Below are 20166 nucleotides of genomic sequence, written 5' to 3'. Positions count from 1 at the left end.
CCCTGTCAATGCAATTCGCCCAAAAGAGTAGAAGCCTACTCCCACTCCACCGTGCCGACGGGCTTCGGCGTGAGGTCGTAGCACACGCGGCAGATGCCGGGAACCTCGGCGGTGACGCGGGCGGTAATGCGCTTGAGCAACGCCCAGTCGAGCTCAGGCACCTCGGCGGTCATGACATCGACGGTGTTGATGCAGCGGATGATACAGGGCCAATCGTAGGCGCGCTTGCCCTCGCGCACGCCGGTGGCGCGGAAGTCGGGCACGACGGCAAAATACTGCCAGATGGTCAGACCCGCCTTGTCGATCTCCTCGCGCACGATCGCGTCGGCTTCGCGCAGCGCCTCAAGACGGTCGCGGGTGATGGCACCAAGGCAGCGGACGCCCAGGCCGGGACCGGGGAACGGCTGGCGCTCGACCATGTTCTCGGGCAGGCCGAGCTCGCGACCCACGACGCGGACCTCGTCCTTGTACAGCAGTTTGACGGGCTCGCAGAGCTCAAACTGCAGATCCTCGGGCAGACCGCCCACGTTGTGGTGAGCCTTCACGCCGTCTTGGGACTCAAGAATGTCGGGATAGATGGTGCCCTGGGCGAGGAAACTGACCTCGTCGCCAACCTTGCGGGCCTCCTCCTCGAACACGCGGATAAACTCGGCACCGATGATCTTGCGCTTGGCCTCGGGCTCCTCGACGTCCACGAGCTTATCCAGGAAGCGATCGGTCGCGTCCACATAGACCAGGTTAGCGTCCATCTGGTTCTTGAAGACGTCGATGACCTGTTCGCTCTCACCCTTGCGCATCAGGCCGTGGTTCACATGCACGCAAATGAGCTGCTTGCCGATGGCCTTGATGAGCAGGGCCGCGACAACCGAACTGTCGACGCCGCCGGAAAGAGCCAGCAGGACCTTCTTGTCGCCGATCTGCTCGCGGATTGCAGCGACCTGCTCATCGATGAACACCTGGGCAAGTTCGGGAGTGGTGATACGCACCATGTCGTCGGGACGCTTGTTGGGATCCATGCAGAGCTCCTTCTCGGTTCGATGGAAATGCGCCGCGCGTATGCAGACGCACCGTCATATGACCTCATTATATGCAGAACGAGATACGTTTCCCATCGCTGCGACAGAGCTTTTTGCAGGGGCGGCAGTTTTTCTATATCCCAAGGTCAGCTAGACTTCGGTAGCCACCTTGGGAGCATCGCCAATAGACTCTTCCTTTATACGTTCGGCACAATCGTAGGCGATACCCACAAATTCCAGTCCCGAGCAACAAGAGTACAATTGCTGCTAGTGTTGCCAGCTGTTGGGAGATGGAAGATGGACTGCGATGGCTACCCATGCGTTCCCATGCCGTTGATGTGCACCGCCTTTGTGCCGGGGCAGATTGACGCTGCGGTTGCAGGCATTTCCGACCCCGATTCACGCGCCATCGCCACGGCAGAAGCGCTGTACTTTCGCGGACAGGCCGCACTCGCCGCCAAGACGGCGCACCCCTATCTTGACGTCACCGATCCCGCGCTGCGCTATTCCGCATGCTTTATCTGCGGATACGCCAGTCTGTCGCTCAACCGTATCGCCGACGCCCGCCGGTGCCTTGCGGGCATCCTCGATACGCCGGCCGACGAGGAATCGCCCGCCGTCCACGCCACGCATATCCTGTTCGCCTCGGCCGCGAGCGTCCTGCTGCACTTGCCTTCCCCGTATTCTGCCGAAGAGTTTTATCCACTTGCGGCGCACCTACCCGAAGGCCTGCGACTGTTCGCCAGCTACGTGATGGCGCACGCCTTGTATCTGCGCGGCGAATACGGCCGCAGCCTGGGCATGGCGGAAAACGCCCTAATTATGAAACAGGGAAGCTATCCCATCTCGGAACTGTTCCTGCACCTGGCAGCTTCCATGGCATGCATGAGCCTCAAGGACATCGACGCCGCAAAAGCGCATTTTGGAGCCGCTTGGGACATTGCGCGCCCCGACGGCCTTATCGAGCTCATTGGCGAGCACCACGGCCTTTTGCAGGGGCTCATCGAGGCATGCCTAAAAACGCAATACCCTGACGACTTCGCACGCATCATCGAGATCACGTACCGCTTCAGCTACGGCTGGCGGCGCATCCACAACCCCGATTCGGGCGAGGACGTTGCCGACGATTTAACGACCACAGAGTTCACCATGGCCATGCTCGCCTGCCGCGGATGGACCAACGCTGAAATCGCACGCCATATGGGAGTATCGCCGGGCACCGTCAAAAACCGCCTATCCGGCGTATACGCAAAGCTTGGCATCGGCACACGCGCCGAGCTGGTCGCGCACATGTTGCGTTAGCGACCGGGCTGCCAAGCGCATCGAACGCGTTCCGGAACCCGGCGCTTCGCTCGATCAATTTGGACATTTTGACCCTTGAACGGCACTACCGCCACGAAGCGTCTTCTCGCAAAATTGGATTATTTCCACCGATATTTGCGGGATGGGAGCCCAAGATGCTTGATCGCCGTTCGTTACTTGTTGCCGGAGCGTCCTCACTAGCGAGCATCATGTTGCCTCGCGTGCCGGGAAGCGAAAATGCCTTCCTGCTGCCGTTCGCGCCCACCGCGGCCTATGCCGACGAAAAAGACCCCTTCAGGGTGCTCGTTCTCTCGCGCACCGTGTTTGGTGTGGTCGTGGTCGACGTCGCCAACAAGAATATGCCCATCAAGGGAGCGCAGGTCACGCTCACGTCGCGCTACGCCGCAGGCAAGCAGCTCGCCGCCACGACCGATGACGAAGGCACCGCCATCTTTGAGATTGCCTCGCTTTCGGAAGGCTACGTAGACGAGGCAAAGCTCCTTGACGCGTACGACTTTAACGGCGGCATCTCCATTAGCATGGCGGGCTACCGCGATGTCGAGATTCCCCTTGCGCGTATCCAGGGCGGCACCGCCATAACCGCGCCCACGCGTCCGCTTTCCGACGGCGAGCCGTACTTCCGCCAGCTCACATTCGACGAATGGGACATCCAGTACGCTGAAGCCACGTTCATGGCATTGCCGAAGGACGACACGGCAAACGAGCAGCCCGATACGCACGCATTTACCGTGCAGGCTCATCTGCCGCAGGGCGGGCAGGCAACATTGCATATCAATAAAGTGATGCCCGCTGCGGGCAGCTCAACCGAAACCGTCACGCAGATTGGTCAGATCAAGGCCAGCGCATCGAGCGCGGATAATCTGGCGACGTTCACACTCGAAGACAAGTTCCTCGATGCAGCGTCGAGCCTTCTGGAAGAAGGATGCAAGCTGCGCTTTGTCCTCGACTACCAGGACAAAACCTACACGCTCTCCTCCCCCATGGCCGTTGTTACCGCGCCGGCGGCAAAGGCGGAATCCGGATCGACCACTATCGTCCCCACCACTATGGACCAAGAGATCACTCCGTTTGATTTCCCCGCATCGTTTCCCGGCATCGGTGGTAATAAGTTCACGTGCTGGATGCCCTCGTTCCCCATTCTGTTCGATTTCTCGTTTGCCGGGTACGTACTGTTTGGCGGAGGATACAAACCAGCCAGCTATATGAACGATTCGGGCAACCCTGATCCGGAATACTGGAAGAAATCGCCGCGTGAGTCGGGCGCCAAGCAGGCAAACCGCTACCTCGACGAGATGGAGGGGAAGTGGAATCAGTACAAGAGTATGAGTGCCGGTTCGGGCACCGATCCAAGAAACACCAAGCTCCTTCGCCACCATTGCACGCCGCTGTTCACGATGGATATCGCCACACAGCTGTACGGCTCGCTCGCCTACGATTGGGTGGGCAAAACCTGGGGTAACAACAACGACCCTGCATACGGCAATATTAAGGCCCTCTTCCAGGTAAGAACTGACCTCAATTGGACCGAGCAGTTTACCCTAGGACCGGTGCCATTTTTCCTAAACGTCAACCCTTGGGTGCTGGCGAAGCTGGCGCTCGCTGTGGGTGCCCACACGCACGGCAGCGGCGCGGCGTTTTTCAAGAACATTTCGCTCGACTATTCCAACACGTCGGGCTCGTTCACCATCCAGATCGGACTTGCCGTCACCTTTGGAGCCGGCGTTGCAGGCGTCGCTTCGTCTGCCGTGCGCGGTGCCGCATCCCTCACGCTGTTCATTGGGTACGAGAAGGCAGATGGACACCAGCTTCCGCGGCTGCGCGTGGGTGCAGACGTCGATGTCGATGTGATACTCCAGTTCGTAATGTTCAAGTGGACCACCAAGGCTTGGTCGGGGTCGTGGCCCACACTCATCGATTCGTGGAATATGTCGGTGAACAATGACGACCGGTATGTGCCCCAACGCTCTGAGCTGGCATTGGGTGGAGATACGCCTTACACGCTGGATGCCTGCTTCGGCACGCCCGGCAACACCGAGGCAGGTGGTGTGCCGCAGTTTATCGCGTCGGCCACCATCGTCACCAATTCCGAGCTGCTCGCACGCGCCGAGGTTGCAGCCGCCGCGATAAACGTCGCGCCTGTCGTGCGCGATTGGGATCAAGCGGTCACGCGCATTGAGCTCGAGGCGGATGCAGAAAGCGACGACACGGGACAGGTTGAGCATTTCGTCCACGCACTGATGGAAAACGACGAAAACGCCGCGCCGATGTATGAGTACACCTACATCGGTCAGTCAACGAACGCCGTTGCGGACCCGAACGCCAATTCTGCCGGCGTGTCGGAGGACGAGCGTGGCGGCATAAAACCCTCGAGCGACAACGTGCTGTTTTCCGGCGTGCTCAGCGAAGCCCACATGAAGCTAACGATGATTGCCGGCGTAGAATGCCTGTTCCGTATCGCCTCGGTGCGCTACGGCGACAATGGCCGCTCGCGCCTGGTGGTGCACACAAAGGCAAACGGCACGTGGTCCGCTCCCACGCCCGTGGACTTTCCCCTTGGGTTTGGCGAGGGCGACGTGGAGCGCGACGGCATATTCGATTACGACTTCGACGTGGTGGAATATACGGACGGAAGAGGAAACCAGGACGCCTACGTGCTGCTGGTCTCGGGCGAGCGCCCCGCCGGCGACAACACCCTTTTCGATACGGCAAGCACAGCCGGCATACTGTCCGTTGTGCGCCTGCGCATAAGTAATGACGAGATCCGCGTGGTGTCGCATACGTCATGGCGCAGCATCTCGCGCGGCCGCCTGCAAGAGGATGGCTACCATTGCCTGCAGTGCCCGCGCATCACGGCAGGCAAGACGCTGGTCGACGGACGCCTGTCGGGTGCCTACCTCCACCGCCGCGGAACCACCGCAGAGAAGGCGCTCGGCAGCGAGGCCGAGGTTGCGCTGGAATGCTTTACCCTGTGGTCGGATGATTTGGGCGACAGCCTGACGTTCCGCCAAGTTCTTCGCTTTCCGCAGGCACCGTCGAGTATCGAGCTGAGCGAGCCCGAGAATATCAACGGCAAAATGGTGGTGCCCGTTGCGTACGAGACCGCAGACGGTTGCGGCTGCGCATCGTACGCCGTGATCGGCCAGTCCATTGCGGGCTGGGGCGTTATGCCACCAGACGCCACGGTGCCCCATGCGGTGCCGTGGCCACAACATTCGGGCTTTTTGGCCACCGTCAACGAGCAGCTGCAGCATATTACTTGGACGCGAGGTGCATCGGCATTTGCAACGCAGCCCGTGGGTGCCGCAGGCTGTGGCCCGGCATCGTTTAGCGTAAGCAACAACGGCAGGTGCGCGCTCTATGTAGAGAACACCGATGGCAAGGTGGGGCAAACCTACGACGAAGAAGGCAACCCGGTAGCAGTGATGGGCAAGCACTTCCGCATCTTCGCCAGCACCTTGGCAGGCGATCTGTTCACGGAGCCGTTCGTGATGTGCGAGCTGGACCATCCCGTCGATCAGATAACGACATTTTTGACGTCGGGAGGCATGCTCTCCGCGCTCGCCACGCACATTGTGAGCGCGGAGAAGAGCGAGGCAGAGCTGCACGGCATCGAAGTGCCTCTGGTGGCGTGTGCCACTCCGACGGGCGCGGTCGCTACCTCGGGCGCGGTGGTGCCCGGAGCAGCAGGCGAATCCTTCATGGTCACGGTGCGAAACGACGGCAACACTTTGCTGACTGCCGGCACAATCGATCTGTACCGAGAGGGCTCCAGCCAGCCGTTCTCCAGCGCATCCATCGGATTCGGAGCGAACGCACGCATGGCTTCGATCTACGATCCAGAGCTTGCCGAAGACGCTTCGGCCAACGACATGACACACGTAAAGTACGCGCTCGAGACGCTGGGCGCACGTTTTGCAACGCACCCGCTGGTAGCCGACAACGGCAACGCCGTGCTGGCACCGGGTTGCACGGCACAGTTCCGCATGAGCTTCGCCATCCCCGAGAGTTGGAGCGACGAAGTGGGCAAACGCGTCACGCTGTATGCGAAGGCGCGTAATCTGGTGGCGCTCGATCCCGTAACGCTCGAGGAGATCCGACCGGGCGCAAACTCGGCGCTGAGTGCCGTTCTGCACGAGCTTCATGTGCCCGACGCGGCATGCGAACGCTCAGAAGTGCAGGTCGGCGTATGCGACAGCGCGGATACGACAGGACTTCACGACGCCCCGATGACAGCAGACGGCGATGGTGGCTCGAGTGGCAGCGGTACTGACGAGGGCGGCGGCTCCGGCGGAAGCAGCTCCGGCAGCGGCAAGAACCACGGCAATAACAAGCGCTCCGGAAAAGCGGGCGCGCTTGCGGGCACGGGCGATGTCAACGCTCCCCTTACAGCAGCCGCTGCAGCACTCGCCGCGGCAGGCGCGGGCCTCATCGCCTACAGCGCCCGCCGCACGGCGCTCGAAAAAGACACCGCCAATGAGGTCAATTCGGATAAGTCTCGCTAGCTCCTAGTTATTTTTGTGAGAGACGCCGGCTCGGCTCATCGAGCACCAAAAAGGACTGGCCCCGATAACTCGGAGCCAGCCCTGAGTCGCCTGACGTAAGAATCGCGGCGTTACTTGAGCTTCAGCGCCTCCATCATGGGCACGGCGGCGTCCCAATCGATCTTCCAGCCAATCGACACGCGGACGGTTTCACCCGTTGCGGGAGCCGTCGCAAACAGTGTATGGCCGTTGTCGGGACCGGTAAAGCGCAGCCACGTTATGCCGTTGTACTCGACCTGGTCGGTTGTTGTCTCCTTACCTTCGTAGACCTGCTCTAGGCTTGCAACCTCTTCCTCCGGCGAGCGTAGGAAGATGCTGATGTTCAGGCGTCCTCCAGTCTCGTCGTGGAAGAAGTTTGCCTTTTCGTGCTCTTCGTCGGACGAATCCAGCGTGTACCCATCGGCGGCCTCGATGCTGTACGATGCGCAGTCGATGCCCGTTAAATCTGCCTTCTCGCCAGAATCGGCCACGCCGCCGGCCGCCTTGAACTCCTTGGTCTCGCATCCCGTGGTGTCAAAGTGCATGGCCTCATGATTCTTGGCGGGGGCGTAAGCGTCTACGAACTCGACAGTGATGGGCCCGTAGTACGCCGTCTTGGGCGCCCAGAAATACACGTACTCAACGGTCTCGCCCGGGCCGATATCTGGCCTCTTGGAAAGATCGATGCCCTCGTGAAGCTCATCGGGAGCCTCACTTGCAACGTAGTCGAGCACGGCCGCCTTGCCGGAAGTAAACAACGGGTCGCCTGCCTCAAGATCGCCCTGGGCAGCATGCACGTTAAAGGAACTGAACGTCCTGTTCTTTGTGTTGTTGTTGGTAATCTTGATGTGCAGGTAAAAGCCGTCCTGCTTCTTGGCATCACCGCGATAGAACGTACCGTGAGCCACCGACTCATAGGTAATGCCTGCCACCTCGACCGTCTGCGACTCATAGGCCTTGGGCTTCTCGGCCTTCTCCTGCACAGGTGCGCTCCCGCCCGAGCCACTCGGCGCATTACCGCCGCAGCCGGCCACCGTACATGCCAGCACGGCCGAAAGCGTCACGGTGGGAATTCCTAACAGCAGCTTCTTCGTCATGGGCTTCATCATCCTCACCGCTCCTTTCGGCTTGCAGCTCATCCGTTGCCCGAGTCCCAAGTCGACCCCGTGGCATCGGCTTCCACTATGAGCGTATGACGAAACACGACGCCGGCGAAGTGACCCACGGCCCAAATAACGACCCGCCAGCGTTCCTTATGGGCCAAAGGGACTCGCACACGCACGCCCGTGGCCCATAAAACGAGACGCTTGTCCCAATGTTCGATTCGGAACAACAATCCGCACGACACGTTTTACCCGTTAATCCGAACGATTGTTCGATGGAATTCGTGTTGGTTGGAATCGCCCAAGGCCTGGGCTATGCTACCTTGACTATCTATATGACTAAAACGCAGCAAAGGAGCACCGAGAGAGCGAGTATGGCAAAAAACACCGCAAACTATGGTAACGACAGTATCCGCCAGCTCAAGGACGAGGAGCGCGTACGCCTGCGCCCCGCCGTCATCTTTGGCTCGGACGGACTCGACGGTTGCGCGCATGCCGCCTTCGAGATCCTGTCCAACGCCGTTGACGAGGCGCGCCAGGGCTACGGCAAGCTCATCACCCTCACCGCCTTTCGCGATGGCTCTATTCAGGTAGAGGACAATGGCCGTGGCTGCCCGCTCGACTGGAACCCTTCCGAGAAGCGCTTTAACTGGGAGCTCGTCTTCTGCGAGCTCTACGCCGGCGGCAAGTACAACAACAACCAGGGCGGCGACTACGACTTCTCGCTCGGCACCAACGGCCTGGGCTCGTGCGCGACCCAGTACGCTTCCGAGTACATGGACGTCACCGTCTGGCGCGACGGCAACAAGTACTCCCTGCACTTTAAGAAGGGCAAGGTCGTCGGCACCAAAAAGAAGGCGCTCGAGATTGAGCCCAGCGATGAGAACCGCACCGGCACCACCATCAAGTGGCGCCCCGATCTTGAGGTCTTTACCTCGATCAGCATTCCCCACGACTGGTATCGCGAGACCATGCGCCGCCAGGCCGTGGTCAACGCCAACGTGACCTTCCGTCTGCGCATCGAAGGCGACGACGGCGAGTTTTCCGAAGAGGATTTTTGCTACCCCAAGGGCATCGAGGACTACGTGCTCGAGAAGGTCGGTGCCGACTACCTTACCGAGCCCTTCTTTATCGAGGCCGACCGTCGCGGTCGCGATCGCGAGGACCTGCCCGATTACAACGTAAAGATCACCGCGTGCATGTGCTTCTCGCGCACCCTTACGATGCAGGAGTACTACCACAACTCATCGTGGCTCGAGAACGGCGGCTCGCCCGAGAAGGCCGCCCGCAGCGCTCTGACCAGCGCCATCGATGCCTACATTAAGCAACAGGGCAAGTACAACAAAAACGAGACTGGCATTAAGTGGCAAGACGTCCAGGACTGCCTGGTACTGGTGACCAACTGCTTCTCCACCCAGACGTCCTACGAGAACCAGACCAAAAAGGCCATCAATAACCGCTTTATCCAGCAGGCCATGACGGCATTCTTTAAGGAGCGCCTCTCGACCTACTTGATCGAGAACAAAGATGCCGCCAACAAGATCATGGAGCAGGTGCTCATCAATAAGCGTTCGCGCGAGAACGCCGAAAAGACGCGCCAGAGCATCAAAACCAACCTGCAGCAGAAGACCGACATGGCCAACCGCGTGCAGAAGTTCATCGACTGCCGCTCCAAGGACAAGAGCCGCCGCGAGATCTACATCGTAGAGGGCGACTCGGCAGCAGGCGCCATTCGTACCTCGCGCGATGCCGAGTTCCAGGGCGTTATGCCCGTCCGAGGCAAAATCCTCAACTGCCTAAAGGAGGATTATCCGCGCATCTTTAAGTCCGACATCATCATGGACCTTATGCGCGTGCTGGGCTGCGGCGTGGAGATCAAGGACAAGCGGATCAAGAACCTCGGTGCCTTCGACCTGGACAACCTCAACTGGAACAAGGTCATCATCTGTACAGACGCCGACGTCGACGGCTATCACATCCGCACGCTCGTGCTCACCATGCTCTATCGCCTGGTGCCCACGCTTATCGACGAAGGCTACGTGTATATCGCCGAGTCGCCGCTCTACGAGATCAACTGCAAAGAGAAGACCTACTTTGCCTACACCGAGCTCGAGAAGAACGGCATCCTCAAAGAAGTCGGCGACCAAAAGTGCTCCATCAACCGCTCCAAGGGTCTTGGTGAGAACGACCCGGACATGATGTGGCTCACCACTATGAATCCCGAGACGCGCCGCCTGATCAAGGTGGAGCCCGAGGACGTCACCAAGATGGAAACCATGTTCAACCTTTTGCTGGGCAACGACGAGGCGGGCCGCAAGCGCCATATCTCCGAGCACGGCAAGGAATACCTGGACCAGCTGGACCTGCAGTAGCAGCAAATCGATAACGACGGCCTATAAGAAGTTCAAGAGGAAATCGTGGCAAAGAAGAAGACGAAGAACCAGCCAAAGAAAAAGCAGGTCAACGCCGAGAACGTCATCGGCCTGCACTCCGAGGTCACCGACCAGCCGATCACGCAGACGCTCGAGGTCAACTACATGCCCTACGCCATGAGCGTCAACGTCTCGCGCGCATTCCCCGAGATTGATGGCTTTAAGCCCTCGCATCGCAAGCTGCTCTACACTATGTACAAGATGGGTCTGCTCAAGGGCGAGCGCCAGAAGAGCGCCAACATCGTGGGTCAGACCATGAAGCTCAACCCGCACGGCGACGCCGCGATCTACGAGACGATGGTGCGCCTGGCGACGGGTAACGAAGCGCTGCTTGCCCCCTTCGTGGAGTCGAAGGGCAACTTTGGCAAGTACTATTCGGGCGACCTGAGCTACGCCGCCTCTCGTTATACCGAGGCCAAGCTCTCCCCCATCAGCGCCGAGATCTTCAAGGACATCGACAAGGACCCGGTCGACTTCGTCGACAGCTACGACGGCGCCATGAAGGAGCCGCGCCTGCTGCCCACCACGTTCCCCAACATCCTCGTCTCGGCCAACAAGGGCATCGGCGTCGCCATGGCGTCCGACATCTGCGGTTTCAACCTCAACGAGGTCTGCACCGCCACGATGCACTACCTGCAGGATCCCGACTGCGACCTGCTCGAGTACATGCCCATGCCCGACTTCTCGACCGGCGGCGAAATTATCTACCGCCGCGAGGAGATGGAGAAGATCGTCGAGACCGGCCTGGGCAGCTTCCAGATTCGCTCCCGCTGGCGCTGGATTCCCGAAGAGCGCATCATCGAGGTCTACGAGATCCCCTACACCACCAAGACCGATGTCATCATCGAGCGCATCGTCAAGCTCTCCAAGGAGGGCAAGGTCAAGGAGATCGCAGACATCCGCGATGAAACCGACCTTTCGGGTCTGCGTATCGCCATCGACCTTAAGCGCGGTGTCGACCCCGACAAGCTCATGGCCAAGCTCTATCGCTCGACCACGCTGCAGGATTCGTTCTCGTGCAACTTCAACGTGCTCGTCGACGGCTATCCCCGTGTTATGGGCGTGCGCCAGATTCTGCACGAGTGGGTCAAGTGGCGTATTGAGTCCACGCGTCGCCGCATTAACTTTGACCTGGGCAAAAAGTCCGAGCGCCTGCACCTGCTGCACGGCCTTGAGGCGATCCTGCTCGACATCGACAAGGCGATCGCCATCATCCGCGGCACCAAACTCGAGGCCGAGGTCGTACCCAACCTTATGAAGGGTTTCGACATCGACGAGACCCAGGCCGAGTTTGTCGCCGAGCTCAAGCTCCGCAACATCAACGAGGAGTACATCCTCAACCGCACCAAGGACATCGCCAAGCTCGAGGGTGAGATTGCCGAGCTTGAGGAGATCCTTTCGAGCGAAGAGAACATCAAGAAGGTCATCAGCGACGAGCTGGCCGCGGTCAACAAGAAGTACGTGATGCCGCGCCGCACGGGCAGGATCGAGCCCCATGAGGTTATCGAGGTAAGCTTGGAGCCCGAGGTCGAGGAGTACCCGGTTACGATCATGCTCTCGCGCGATGGCTACCTCAAGAAGATGACGGACCGCGTGCTCAAGAAGGCGACCACGCTCAAGTACAAGGACGGCGACAAACCCTTTATCGAGTTCCCGTCCTCCAACACCCACGAGCTGCTGGTCTTTACCAACAAGAGCCAGGTGTACAAGTGCAAGGTCACGGCGTTTGAGGACACCAAGTCGGCACAGCTGGGCTCGTACCTGCCGACCGATCTTGAGATGGAACCCGACGAGAACGTCATCTGGGTCATCGACCCCGAGGACTACAAGGCCGACGTGCTGTTCGTCTTTGAGAACGGCCGCGTGGTGCGTGTCGCGCTTGCCGGATACGTTACCAAGACCAACCGCAAGCGCCTCAAAAACGCCATCTATGGTGGCAGCAAGCTGCTGTATGCCCAGGTGCTCAAGGAAGATCGCGACATCGCGCTGGTCTCGAGCGACTACCGCCTGATGAACTTCAACACGTCGCTGCTCAAGACCAAGACGACCACCAACACGCAGGGCGTCCAGGCTTTCACGGCCAAGAAGGGCCGCTCGGTCACCACTGTCGGCACGACCGAGGAGATTCTTGGCGCCGGCGTCTCGGCCGAGAAGTTCACCGCGCAGAGCCTGCCCTCTGCCGGTGCCCTCATGAAGGAAAACGACATGCCGAGTTTGTTTGACTAGGACGACGGCGACCAAACCGTCATGGTTTAACTAAGCAGCGGGGCCCGGAGCGCAGTAAACGCTGCGCCCTGGGCCCCATGCATTACACCAGCATCATCCCTATAGACAAAATGCCGCATAAAGTGGAACAGACATAAGCCCATCATTCATTCCAAAGGGCTTAGTCGATAGCCTGATAAGGCGTACGCCCGGATGGGTCTTTTTAAGTGAGGACAGGCTTCGAGATCTTGTGTTCTCTCCCGCCTTGACTTCAATCGCAGACAAGCATCCCTGCTTCTCTACTACAAAGTCGATTTCCGCACGATTATCTCGCGCCCAATAATGCAGCGGATAGCCCATGGCTGAAAGCTGTTGGGCGACGTAGTTTTCGGTAAGTGCACCCATGAATGTGCCGCCGATGCCGGCAAGAATATCGGCGCGTTGAGCACCGGCCTTGGAGACGAGCAGCCCTGTATCCGCCTGATAGATTTTAAAAGCAGAAGGGTTAACGAAGGCCTCTAAAGGGCTTTCGATCTGCCCGACTAGGCTGCAGCGCGCCACCGTACCCGACAATACAAGCCAGTCGAGAGCATCTCCAAAGAGAGACGCATTGCCCCCCGCTCGCACTACCTTGTATTGAAATTTGCGATTCTCTTTGGCAAGCTGCTGTGGAATGGAATCGAAGCACGCACGCGTCTTTGCGCTCAAGCGTTCATCAGCATATTTATTGGTGTCGGCGGAATATCCGTCGAGAATAATCCGATGCTTTTCGGCCACATCAATGATTGACTGATCATCGATATACGTTTGGACCGCCTCGGGCATTCCGCCAACAACAAGATACTGTCGATAGAGCCTAAGCGCCTTTTCATGAAGGCTTGGCGCAAGAGGACCCATTAACTCGAATGACGAGCGTATCTCATCGACCAGCTGATCGTGCCCCATTGCCCAGAGAAACTCCTCGAAATCGAGTGGAGTCATCTCGATCAAGTCGGTCTTTCCGACGGGGAACGAATACGACTGATGGTTAATGGCAACCCCAAGAAGCGACCCGGCAGCCGCAACGTAATACTCGGGAGCATCTTCGCAAAAGTATTTAAGGGAAGTGAGCGCTTCCTCGCATGCCTGGATCTCGTCAATGAACAGTAAGGTTTTGCCAGGCACGATACGCTGTCCCGTACGAGCCTCGATCGCGCGCACAATCGAATGAGGGTCAAGACCGCCCGAAAAATCCGCTCGCGCCGACCGGTCGTTCTCAAGATTAACGTAGACAACCGATTCGAAAAGATCCTGGGCGTACGTTCTGAGCAAATAGGTCTTGCCACACTGGCGCACGCCTTTGACCAGCAAAGGTTTTCTATCAGCTCTGTCTCGCCATTCCCTAAGTAGCTCGTCTGCCTTGCGACGCATACGCAACCTTCCCTCATTAACTTCTGTTTGACAATATTTTAACGCGGATTAATTTGTTTTCAGTTATTTTTCTGCGTTTAAAAATTGTTCTATACAGCGCTTGAGGGAATGCGCCCCTATCTCTCGGTAAGGACAGCAAGCATTTCCACCAACACCGATTGCCATGCGCTCTTCTTGCCCTTAGGCGAGCTTGCGAGCGAGCTCTCGCACCTCTTCCAGCTTGGGCGAGGAGGCCATGCTGTCGCGCTCGGTCATACCGCTGATGGTGACAATGCCCTGGTCCTCCCACTTGCAGTATGCGCACGTGGACTTGTACATGGCGATCGCCGCATCATAGACGCCCTCGCTGTGGCTATCGAGCAAAAGGGCCGTCTTGGTGAACGGGAAGCCCGTAGCACCGAAGGCGTACAGGCGGTCGATGACAGCCTTCTCCTGCGCAGTGATATCGAACCAGTAGATAGGCGAGGCAAAGACGACCATATCTGCGTCTTTCAGCGACTCGATCACGTTGACCATGTCATCCTTCTGCACGCAGACGCCCTCATGAGCGAAGCAGTACTGGCATCCCAAGCAGCCGGCGATCTTCTTGCTGGCAACGCGGACGACCTCGACCGTATTGCCGCCCTCACGCGCGGTCTCGGCAAACGCCTCGACCATGGTATCTGTATTGGCGCCCTTACGCGGGCTACCGCTCAATACAACGATATTCACAAGAATCTCCCTTCTTCATGCCGCAGGCGCGCGGCACACATTTTGTTGTAACCAAAACGGATGGAGCTATTCAGACGTCTGTAGATCGCATCTCTCGCTCGCGCTCTCCAAAGAAGGTGCAAGCAGAAGCATCACGGACATTAATCAGCGCCGATATGGATCACGACATGAAACCGTAAGGGTTGGCCAGAGGTTGCCAGATTCAGTAGCTCGCAGCAATAGAGCGAATGACGACTTCGGCGATATAATCCGTGTCATCTTGATTGTTCCCGCGCGGAAGGTACAGCTCATGTCCAAGCTCAACATCGACCAGCGATCGATTCGCGATCTTCTCACCGATAAGCGATCAGACTTCCTCATCCCCGACTACCAGAGGCCCTACGCCTGGGGCGAGGACGAATGCGCAACGCTGTGGGATGACCTATTCGCGTTCGCTTTTCCGGGCGATGACTACGAGCGCTTCGACAGCGAGAACGACGAATACTTCCTAGGACCCATCGTCACCTTTAAGAACCTCTCTGGCCAACTCGAAATCATTGACGGCCAGCAGCGCCTCACCACCATCATGCTGCTGCTCCGCGCGTTCTACGACAAGTTCACCAACATGAAGGATAAGCAGTCTGTGAAGATGCGCGAGGCAATCGCCCGTTGTGTATGGAAAACCGACGAGTTCGACGAGCCCGACATGGAACGCCTCAAGATCGACTCCGAGGTTGCATCGGACAACGACAAGAATGAATTCCTCGAGATTTTACGAGAGGGCAATGTAGGCGATGGCTGGAAGAGCGCCTATGCCCGCAACTTCGCTTTCTTCCAGAGGAAAATTGAGCAACTGGTGAGCGAGTGGCCCACCTACACCGTCTACATGGCCACACGCGTCATCAACAATGTGATACTGTTGCCCATTGAAGCGGAATCGCAGGACACCGCGCTACGCATCTTCTCGACTCTAAACGACCGAGGGTTGCCTCTCTCGGATGCCGACATCTTCAAGAGCCAGTTCTACAAGCATTATTCCGACACGGGGCGCAAGGACGAGTTCATCCGTCGCTGGAAGGGACTCGAGGAGGGAGCGAACGCTATCTTCCGGCCCATGCGCGGCACACCAACCGATGAGCTATTTACGCGCTACATGTACTACCGCCGCGCGAAGAAAGGCATCCGCGACACGACCACCGCATCGTTGCGCGACTTCTTCGGTGCCGATGGTTACGCCATGCTCAAGGAGGACGCCACGCTCGCCGATCTCGAGGCGCTGCTCGGCTTCTGGAAACGCGTCGACGCGCAGGAAGGGTTCAGCGAGCGCGTGCTCCGCAGGCTCTTCGTGCTGAACTACGCCCCCAACGGCATGTGGACCTATCTGCTAAGCGTCTGGTTCCTTGCCAACAGCGACAGCAAAGGTGTCCTCGATGACGAGGCACTCTACGGCTTTCTAAACAAGATCACGGCATTCATTTTCGCCTACGCCATTGAGCGACCCGGCGTGAACGCGCTGCGTTCGCCAGTGTATCCCGAGATGATCAACATCGTGGAGCACCGCCCGGTGGAGTTTCCTAACCACCACTTCAATCGCGCAAATATTGCTGAGCGATTCCGAACCTACGTGTTCACCAACGGCAGGCCTGTAACAAAGTCCATACTCACTTGGTGGGCGTACGCAGACCCAGATCAACCACTCATGGACCTAGACACCACGCTCGAAATTGAGCACATCTATGCCAAGAAGCGCAACGAGATAGACCCGCTCGTCGATCAATCCAGCCTGGAGGCGCTGGGTAACAAGGCGCTGCTCGAGAAGCGTGTAAACATCCGCGCGGCCGACTACAGATTCTGCGATAAACGCAAATACTATGAGGGATACACCGACGGCAATGGCAAGCGCAAAGCCGGAACAAAGATCACGGAACTCAAGCGCCTGGCACAAGTCATGGGAGACTTCACCGAAATAGACATCGCGACTCGCACGGCACGGATCATCGATGCCTTCGTGGACTACCTGGGCGACAACGGACTTTTGAGCTAAGGAGCGAACATGTTCGAAAGACTAACCAAGTACGCTGGCAAGCTGGCGGACAGAAACATGAATGTCGAGTTTGGGGGCGGGACGTTCGGACTCGAGGATTTCGTCGACGATTTCTATGGACTGGACGGGTTCGCGGACACCAGCTACTTCGAGACGCTTGAACGCCATAGCATCGACACCTCGGAAGGTATAGACAGCTGCGACATCGACCATGGGGACATTGACCTGATACGTGCATGCATCACGTGGTGCGTTCGTGGCGACCGCTTTTGCGACGGACTCCTTGCCGCGCAAGCTAGGAGCGGGTTTCTGGACCGCTGCCTCTCCCGGCTGAAGGAGCTCGACGAGGGCTGAACGGCAGCCACGAAGACGTCTGGCGCTGCGACAGCACGGCGATGCGACAATGCCATGCCGTCCACTCCGTCATGCCACCAAATCAAAAGCGGAACCAACGCTCAATCTTGAGATGCGTTAACCAAAGGACTCACGTTTCTGCCGGGAAGTCGAGAACGCGGGGCACACTGTGGCGCTTTATCCTCAGCTCATAGCTGCACTGCTTACTTGAAATGAACCCGTGGTCAAGATGAACTACGAGAATCATAGCGGGCAGACACCGCCCGCATGCCCCCTTCGGAATAGGCGCTGAGCAGCTCCTGAGCGTGGGCAAACTCGGGCCCTCGCCTCCAACCGAGCAGGCGGTTGACCGCGAGATTTCCCTGGACGTTGTGGACGAAGAGCAGATAGGCGTCCTCGCGCGAAAGCCCAGTCTCCTCCATGATCGAGGGAATCATCTGCTCGGCGCCGCGCTCGACGACGCGCTGTGCCACCCGGGCGTACGCATCGTCATCCGAGTAGAGCAGATAATAGTCATCGTTTGCCGGCGGACGCTGGCAGAGGGCACCCGCCTCCGTTCCCTCGAGCGGCGGCACCGCCGCCAAGGCCTCGTCGATAAGCGCGTCGAGCAGGGCGAACTTGTCCTCGTAGTGCAGATAGAACGTGCCACGGTTGATATCGGCGCGGCGGCAGATATCCGCTACCGTCATCTTCGCGAAGCCGACCTCGGCCAGCAGCGCGAAGAACGCCTCCCGTATGACCGAGAGTGTATAGCGTCGGCGACGATCGATCTTCCCCGCTTCCATTACCCCTCCAATTGCAACGCTCGACAATGCCCGGCAAACGCTCGTTTATCGACAGCAGGCCGAAGCTGTTCATTGCTCTTAAGCAAATCGACATGGATACTTTTTATAGACACCTGTTTATAATAGCTGAAAGAAGGTATCCAGTGACCCTGTACGAGCAGCTCGTTATCGAGCTCACCAACCAATCGTTTTCCCTTCAGGCCGCCTACCGCAGCGGCGGCACGCCCTATGAGCTGAGTGACCGCGAGCCCGAGCCCTACGACCAGCAAATCAGGGACTTCGCCCGCATGATCGAGGAAGCCGATTGCGTGCTGGTGGGCGGGGCCTCTGGGCTCTCCGCGGCGGACGGCGGCGACTTCTATTACGAGGACAACGCAACCTATCGCAGGCATTTCGGCAAATTCGCCGAGCGCTACGGTTTCAAGGGCGCTTTCGAGGGGTCGTTCTACCGCTGGCCCACCGCCGAGGCGCGCTGGGGATACCTCGCCACCTTCCTCGACACCACGCTCAACGCCCCGCTGCGCAAGCCCTACAGGGACCTCGACACCATTCTCGCCGAGAAGGATTTCTTCGTGCTCACCACCAACCAGGACACGCAGTTTGTGAAGCTCTATCCCTGGGAGAAAGTGGCAGAGATCCAAGGCGACCACCGCTTCTTTCAGTGCTCCCACTGTTGCACCGACGAGGTGTGGAACGCGGTCGAGCCGGTCTCCCACATGGTAGAGGCCATGGGAGACGGTCTGGAGGTTCCGACAGAGCTCGTGCCGCGCTGCCCGCACTGCGGAGCAGAGGCGTTCCCCTGGGTTCGCGGCTACGGCAACTTCCTGCAGGGCGAACTCTACGAGGAGCAGTACCGCAAGGTGTCCGACTGGCTCGACGCGCACGCACGGCAGAGGATCCTCTTCCTCGAGCTGGGTGTGGGCCGCATGACGCCCGCGTTTATCCAGGAGCCGTTCTGGGCCCTCACGGCGCAGTTACCGCAGGCCAGCTACATCGCCGTAAACAACAAGACGCAGTTTCTCCCCCGCGCGATCGAGGATCGGGGGCTCGCCGTTCGCGCCGACATCGCCGACGTGCTCGCCGACGTGCGCAAGACGCTGGGGAGGTAGCGCATGGAGACGGCGAAAGCAGTTCGCATAGGCAGGGCGCTAGCCGAAGCGGATCTTGTCATCATCGGCGCTAGCAACGGACTCGACATGGCGGAGGGGCTCAACCTTTTCTGCGCCGATGCTCATTTCCAAGAGGCGTACGGCGACCTCGCTCAGGCAGACGGCATCGGCTGCATACTGCAGGGGCTCGCTTCCCCGGATGCCAGCGTGCGACGCCGATGGGCCGAGCGGTTCCATCAAAAGGAGTATCTCGAATATGAGCCCGGCTCGCTCATGAACGGGCTGCGGCGTCTTACGGAGCACGCCGACACCTTCGTGGTCACATGCAACATCGACGGGCACTTCGCGCGCGCCGGGTTCGACGAGGAGCGCGTGCTCGAGACTGAGGGGAGCACGCGCACGTCGGTTGACGAGCGGCGCCTCGCCCATCCAGACGCCCTCGCCATGACCCAGCTCGAGGAGCTCGAGCGCCTTGTGCAAGCCCATCGCAACGGCAGGGTCGCCATCCTCGAACTTGGCGTGGGACTGCGCAACGGCATCATAAAGCACATGCTCGCCCAGATCGCGAACGTCTGCGAGCACGCCACCTACATCGTGTTCAACTACAGCCAGGCTATGGCGCCCGATGCATCGTGCGAGACGATTCTCGTTGACGGCGATATGGCCCCGGCTTTCGAGGAGATTGCCCAATGCCGTCTCTAGAGAGGGAAGCGTATAGGCTTCGAAGCCTTATCGACGATGCCGACGCCATCATCGTCGGCATCGGCTCGGGCATGTCAAGCGCCGCCGGGTTCAACCATTACAACCGCGCAGGCATGGCGCGCGCCGGAATGACGGACTGGCAGCAAGCCTTTGGCTTCAAGAGCCTTTTCGACGGCTTCTACCACCTCTACCCCAGCCTCGAGCAGCGATGGGCATACTATGCGCGATACATCGACTTCATGCTGCGCGAGCTGGCCTCGCAGCCCTATCTCGACCTACGGTCCCTCATCGGCCATAAGGACTACTTCATCCTGAGCACCAATGTGGACACCCAAGTCGAGAAGACGTTTCCCACCGAGAGGATCTGCAACTATCAGGGAAGCTTCGCGCACCTTCAGTGCAAGCAGCCATGCTGCGACGAGCTCTTCGACGCGAGCCCCTACGTCGAGCGCATGCTCGCGGGCATGGCGGGG

General features: G+C 59.0%; 13 protein-coding genes and 1 pseudogene. 9 read left to right on the top strand and 5 right to left on the bottom strand.

Annotated elements, in window-relative coordinates:
* Positions 1-35: 35 nt before the first annotated feature.
* A complete protein-coding gene (gene guaA / locus DW892_RS08015; protein WP_117635851.1) occupies positions 36-1016 on the bottom strand; it encodes a glutamine-hydrolyzing GMP synthase in 981 nt (326 codons plus the stop codon).
* Positions 1017-1313: 297 nt separating this feature from the next.
* Between guaA and DW892_RS10505 the strand changes: the two genes are divergently transcribed.
* Together DW892_RS10505 and DW892_RS08005 are read left to right on the top strand one after the other, a co-directional pair.
* On the top strand, positions 1314-2318 hold the full coding sequence (locus DW892_RS10505) for a helix-turn-helix transcriptional regulator (RefSeq protein WP_199408678.1): 1005 nt from the start codon (positions 1314-1316) through the stop codon (positions 2316-2318).
* 155 nt (positions 2319-2473) lie between these two features.
* A complete protein-coding gene (locus DW892_RS08005) occupies positions 2474-6841 on the top strand; it encodes a hypothetical protein (protein WP_147349861.1) in 4368 nt (1455 codons plus the stop codon).
* Positions 6842-6951: 110 nt separating this feature from the next.
* Here the strand turns inward: DW892_RS08005 and DW892_RS08000 are convergent, their stop codons facing one another.
* On the bottom strand, positions 6952-7968 hold the full coding sequence (locus tag DW892_RS08000) for a hypothetical protein (RefSeq protein ID WP_117766811.1): 1017 nt from the start codon (positions 7966-7968) through the stop codon (positions 6952-6954).
* A gap of 368 nt (positions 7969-8336) precedes the next feature.
* Between DW892_RS08000 and DW892_RS07995 the strand changes: the two genes are divergently transcribed.
* Both DW892_RS07995 and DW892_RS07990 read left to right on the top strand, forming a co-directional pair.
* A complete protein-coding gene (locus DW892_RS07995) occupies positions 8337-10334 on the top strand; it encodes a type IIA DNA topoisomerase subunit B (protein ID WP_117766809.1) in 1998 nt (665 codons plus the stop codon).
* A 45-nt stretch (positions 10335-10379) separates the two neighbouring features.
* Positions 10380-12620, top strand: coding sequence for a DNA gyrase subunit A (locus tag DW892_RS07990; protein ID WP_117766807.1), 2241 nt, complete (start codon positions 10380-10382; stop codon positions 12618-12620).
* Between the two features lie 99 nt (positions 12621-12719).
* Here the strand turns inward: DW892_RS07990 and DW892_RS07985 are convergent, their stop codons facing one another.
* Together DW892_RS07985 and DW892_RS07980 are read right to left on the bottom strand one after the other, a co-directional pair.
* Positions 12720-14009: an ATP-binding protein gene (locus DW892_RS07985; RefSeq protein ID WP_117583295.1), complete on the bottom strand. Its 1290-nt coding sequence runs from the start codon at positions 14007-14009 to the stop codon at positions 12720-12722.
* A gap of 180 nt (positions 14010-14189) precedes the next feature.
* Positions 14190-14720: a flavodoxin family protein gene (locus DW892_RS07980; RefSeq protein ID WP_117583296.1), complete on the bottom strand. Its 531-nt coding sequence runs from the start codon at positions 14718-14720 to the stop codon at positions 14190-14192.
* A gap of 289 nt (positions 14721-15009) precedes the next feature.
* Here DW892_RS07980 and DW892_RS07975 point away from each other — a divergent pair, with 289 nt between their 5' ends.
* Together DW892_RS07975 and DW892_RS07970 are read left to right on the top strand one after the other, a co-directional pair.
* Entirely contained in the window at positions 15010-16743 is a 1734-nt protein-coding gene (locus tag DW892_RS07975) for a DUF262 domain-containing protein (protein WP_117758296.1), read from the top strand.
* A 9-nt stretch (positions 16744-16752) separates the two neighbouring features.
* Positions 16753-17097, top strand: coding sequence for a DUF6508 domain-containing protein (locus DW892_RS07970; protein ID WP_117758297.1), 345 nt, complete (start codon positions 16753-16755; stop codon positions 17095-17097).
* A 224-nt stretch (positions 17098-17321) separates the two neighbouring features.
* Here the strand turns inward: DW892_RS07970 and DW892_RS07965 are convergent, their stop codons facing one another.
* Positions 17322-17882, bottom strand: a complete 561-nt coding sequence (locus tag DW892_RS07965; RefSeq protein WP_117758298.1) for a TetR/AcrR family transcriptional regulator — start codon at positions 17880-17882, stop codon at positions 17322-17324.
* A 26-nt stretch (positions 17883-17908) separates the two neighbouring features.
* On the opposite strand from DW892_RS07965, the gene DW892_RS07960 reads away from it, so the two are divergent.
* The 3 genes and pseudogenes from DW892_RS07960 to DW892_RS10500 form a co-directional block, all read left to right on the top strand.
* On the top strand, positions 17909-18991 hold the full coding sequence (locus DW892_RS07960) for a Sir2 silent information regulator family NAD-dependent deacetylase (protein WP_199577697.1): 1083 nt from the start codon (positions 17909-17911) through the stop codon (positions 18989-18991).
* Positions 18992-18994: 3 nt separating this feature from the next.
* On the top strand, positions 18995-19693 hold the full coding sequence (locus tag DW892_RS07955) for a hypothetical protein (RefSeq protein ID WP_117758299.1): 699 nt from the start codon (positions 18995-18997) through the stop codon (positions 19691-19693).
* Positions 19681-20166 (top strand): annotated as a pseudogene (locus DW892_RS10500) (hypothetical protein); the annotation flags it as partial. The gene DW892_RS07955 and the pseudogene DW892_RS10500, both read left to right, overlap by 13 nt.

Source organism: Collinsella sp. AM40-7AC (genome assembly GCF_003468125.1).
GTDB lineage: Bacteria > Actinomycetota > Coriobacteriia > Coriobacteriales > Coriobacteriaceae > Collinsella > Collinsella aerofaciens_O.
Note: the sequence above shows the minus strand (reverse complement) of the source record. Positions and strands in the feature narration are given on the sequence as shown.

Excerpts from the sequence above, each read along its gene's own strand:
- DW892_RS07970 (WP_117758297.1), top strand. The coding sequence starts at position 16,753 with ATGTTCGAAAGACTAACCAAGTACGCTGGCAAGCTGGCGGACAGAAAC.
- DW892_RS07995 (WP_117766809.1), top strand. The coding sequence starts at position 8,337 with ATGGCAAAAAACACCGCAAACTATGGTAACGACAGTATCCGCCAGCTC.
- DW892_RS10505 (WP_199408678.1), top strand. The coding sequence starts at position 1,314 with ATGGACTGCGATGGCTACCCATGCGTTCCCATGCCGTTGATGTGCACC.
- DW892_RS07975 (WP_117758296.1), top strand. The coding sequence starts at position 15,010 with ATGTCCAAGCTCAACATCGACCAGCGATCGATTCGCGATCTTCTCACC.
- DW892_RS07960 (WP_199577697.1), top strand. The coding sequence starts at position 17,909 with ATGCCCGGCAAACGCTCGTTTATCGACAGCAGGCCGAAGCTGTTCATT.
- DW892_RS08000 (WP_117766811.1), bottom strand. The coding sequence starts at position 7,968 with ATGATGAAGCCCATGACGAAGAAGCTGCTGTTAGGAATTCCCACCGTG.
- DW892_RS07985 (WP_117583295.1), bottom strand. The coding sequence starts at position 14,009 with ATGCGTCGCAAGGCAGACGAGCTACTTAGGGAATGGCGAGACAGAGCT.
- guaA (WP_117635851.1), bottom strand. The coding sequence starts at position 1,016 with ATGGATCCCAACAAGCGTCCCGACGACATGGTGCGTATCACCACTCCC.
- DW892_RS07955 (WP_117758299.1), top strand. The coding sequence starts at position 18,995 with ATGGAGACGGCGAAAGCAGTTCGCATAGGCAGGGCGCTAGCCGAAGCG.
- DW892_RS07965 (WP_117758298.1), bottom strand. The coding sequence starts at position 17,882 with ATGGAAGCGGGGAAGATCGATCGTCGCCGACGCTATACACTCTCGGTC.
- DW892_RS08005 (WP_147349861.1), top strand. The coding sequence starts at position 2,474 with ATGCTTGATCGCCGTTCGTTACTTGTTGCCGGAGCGTCCTCACTAGCG.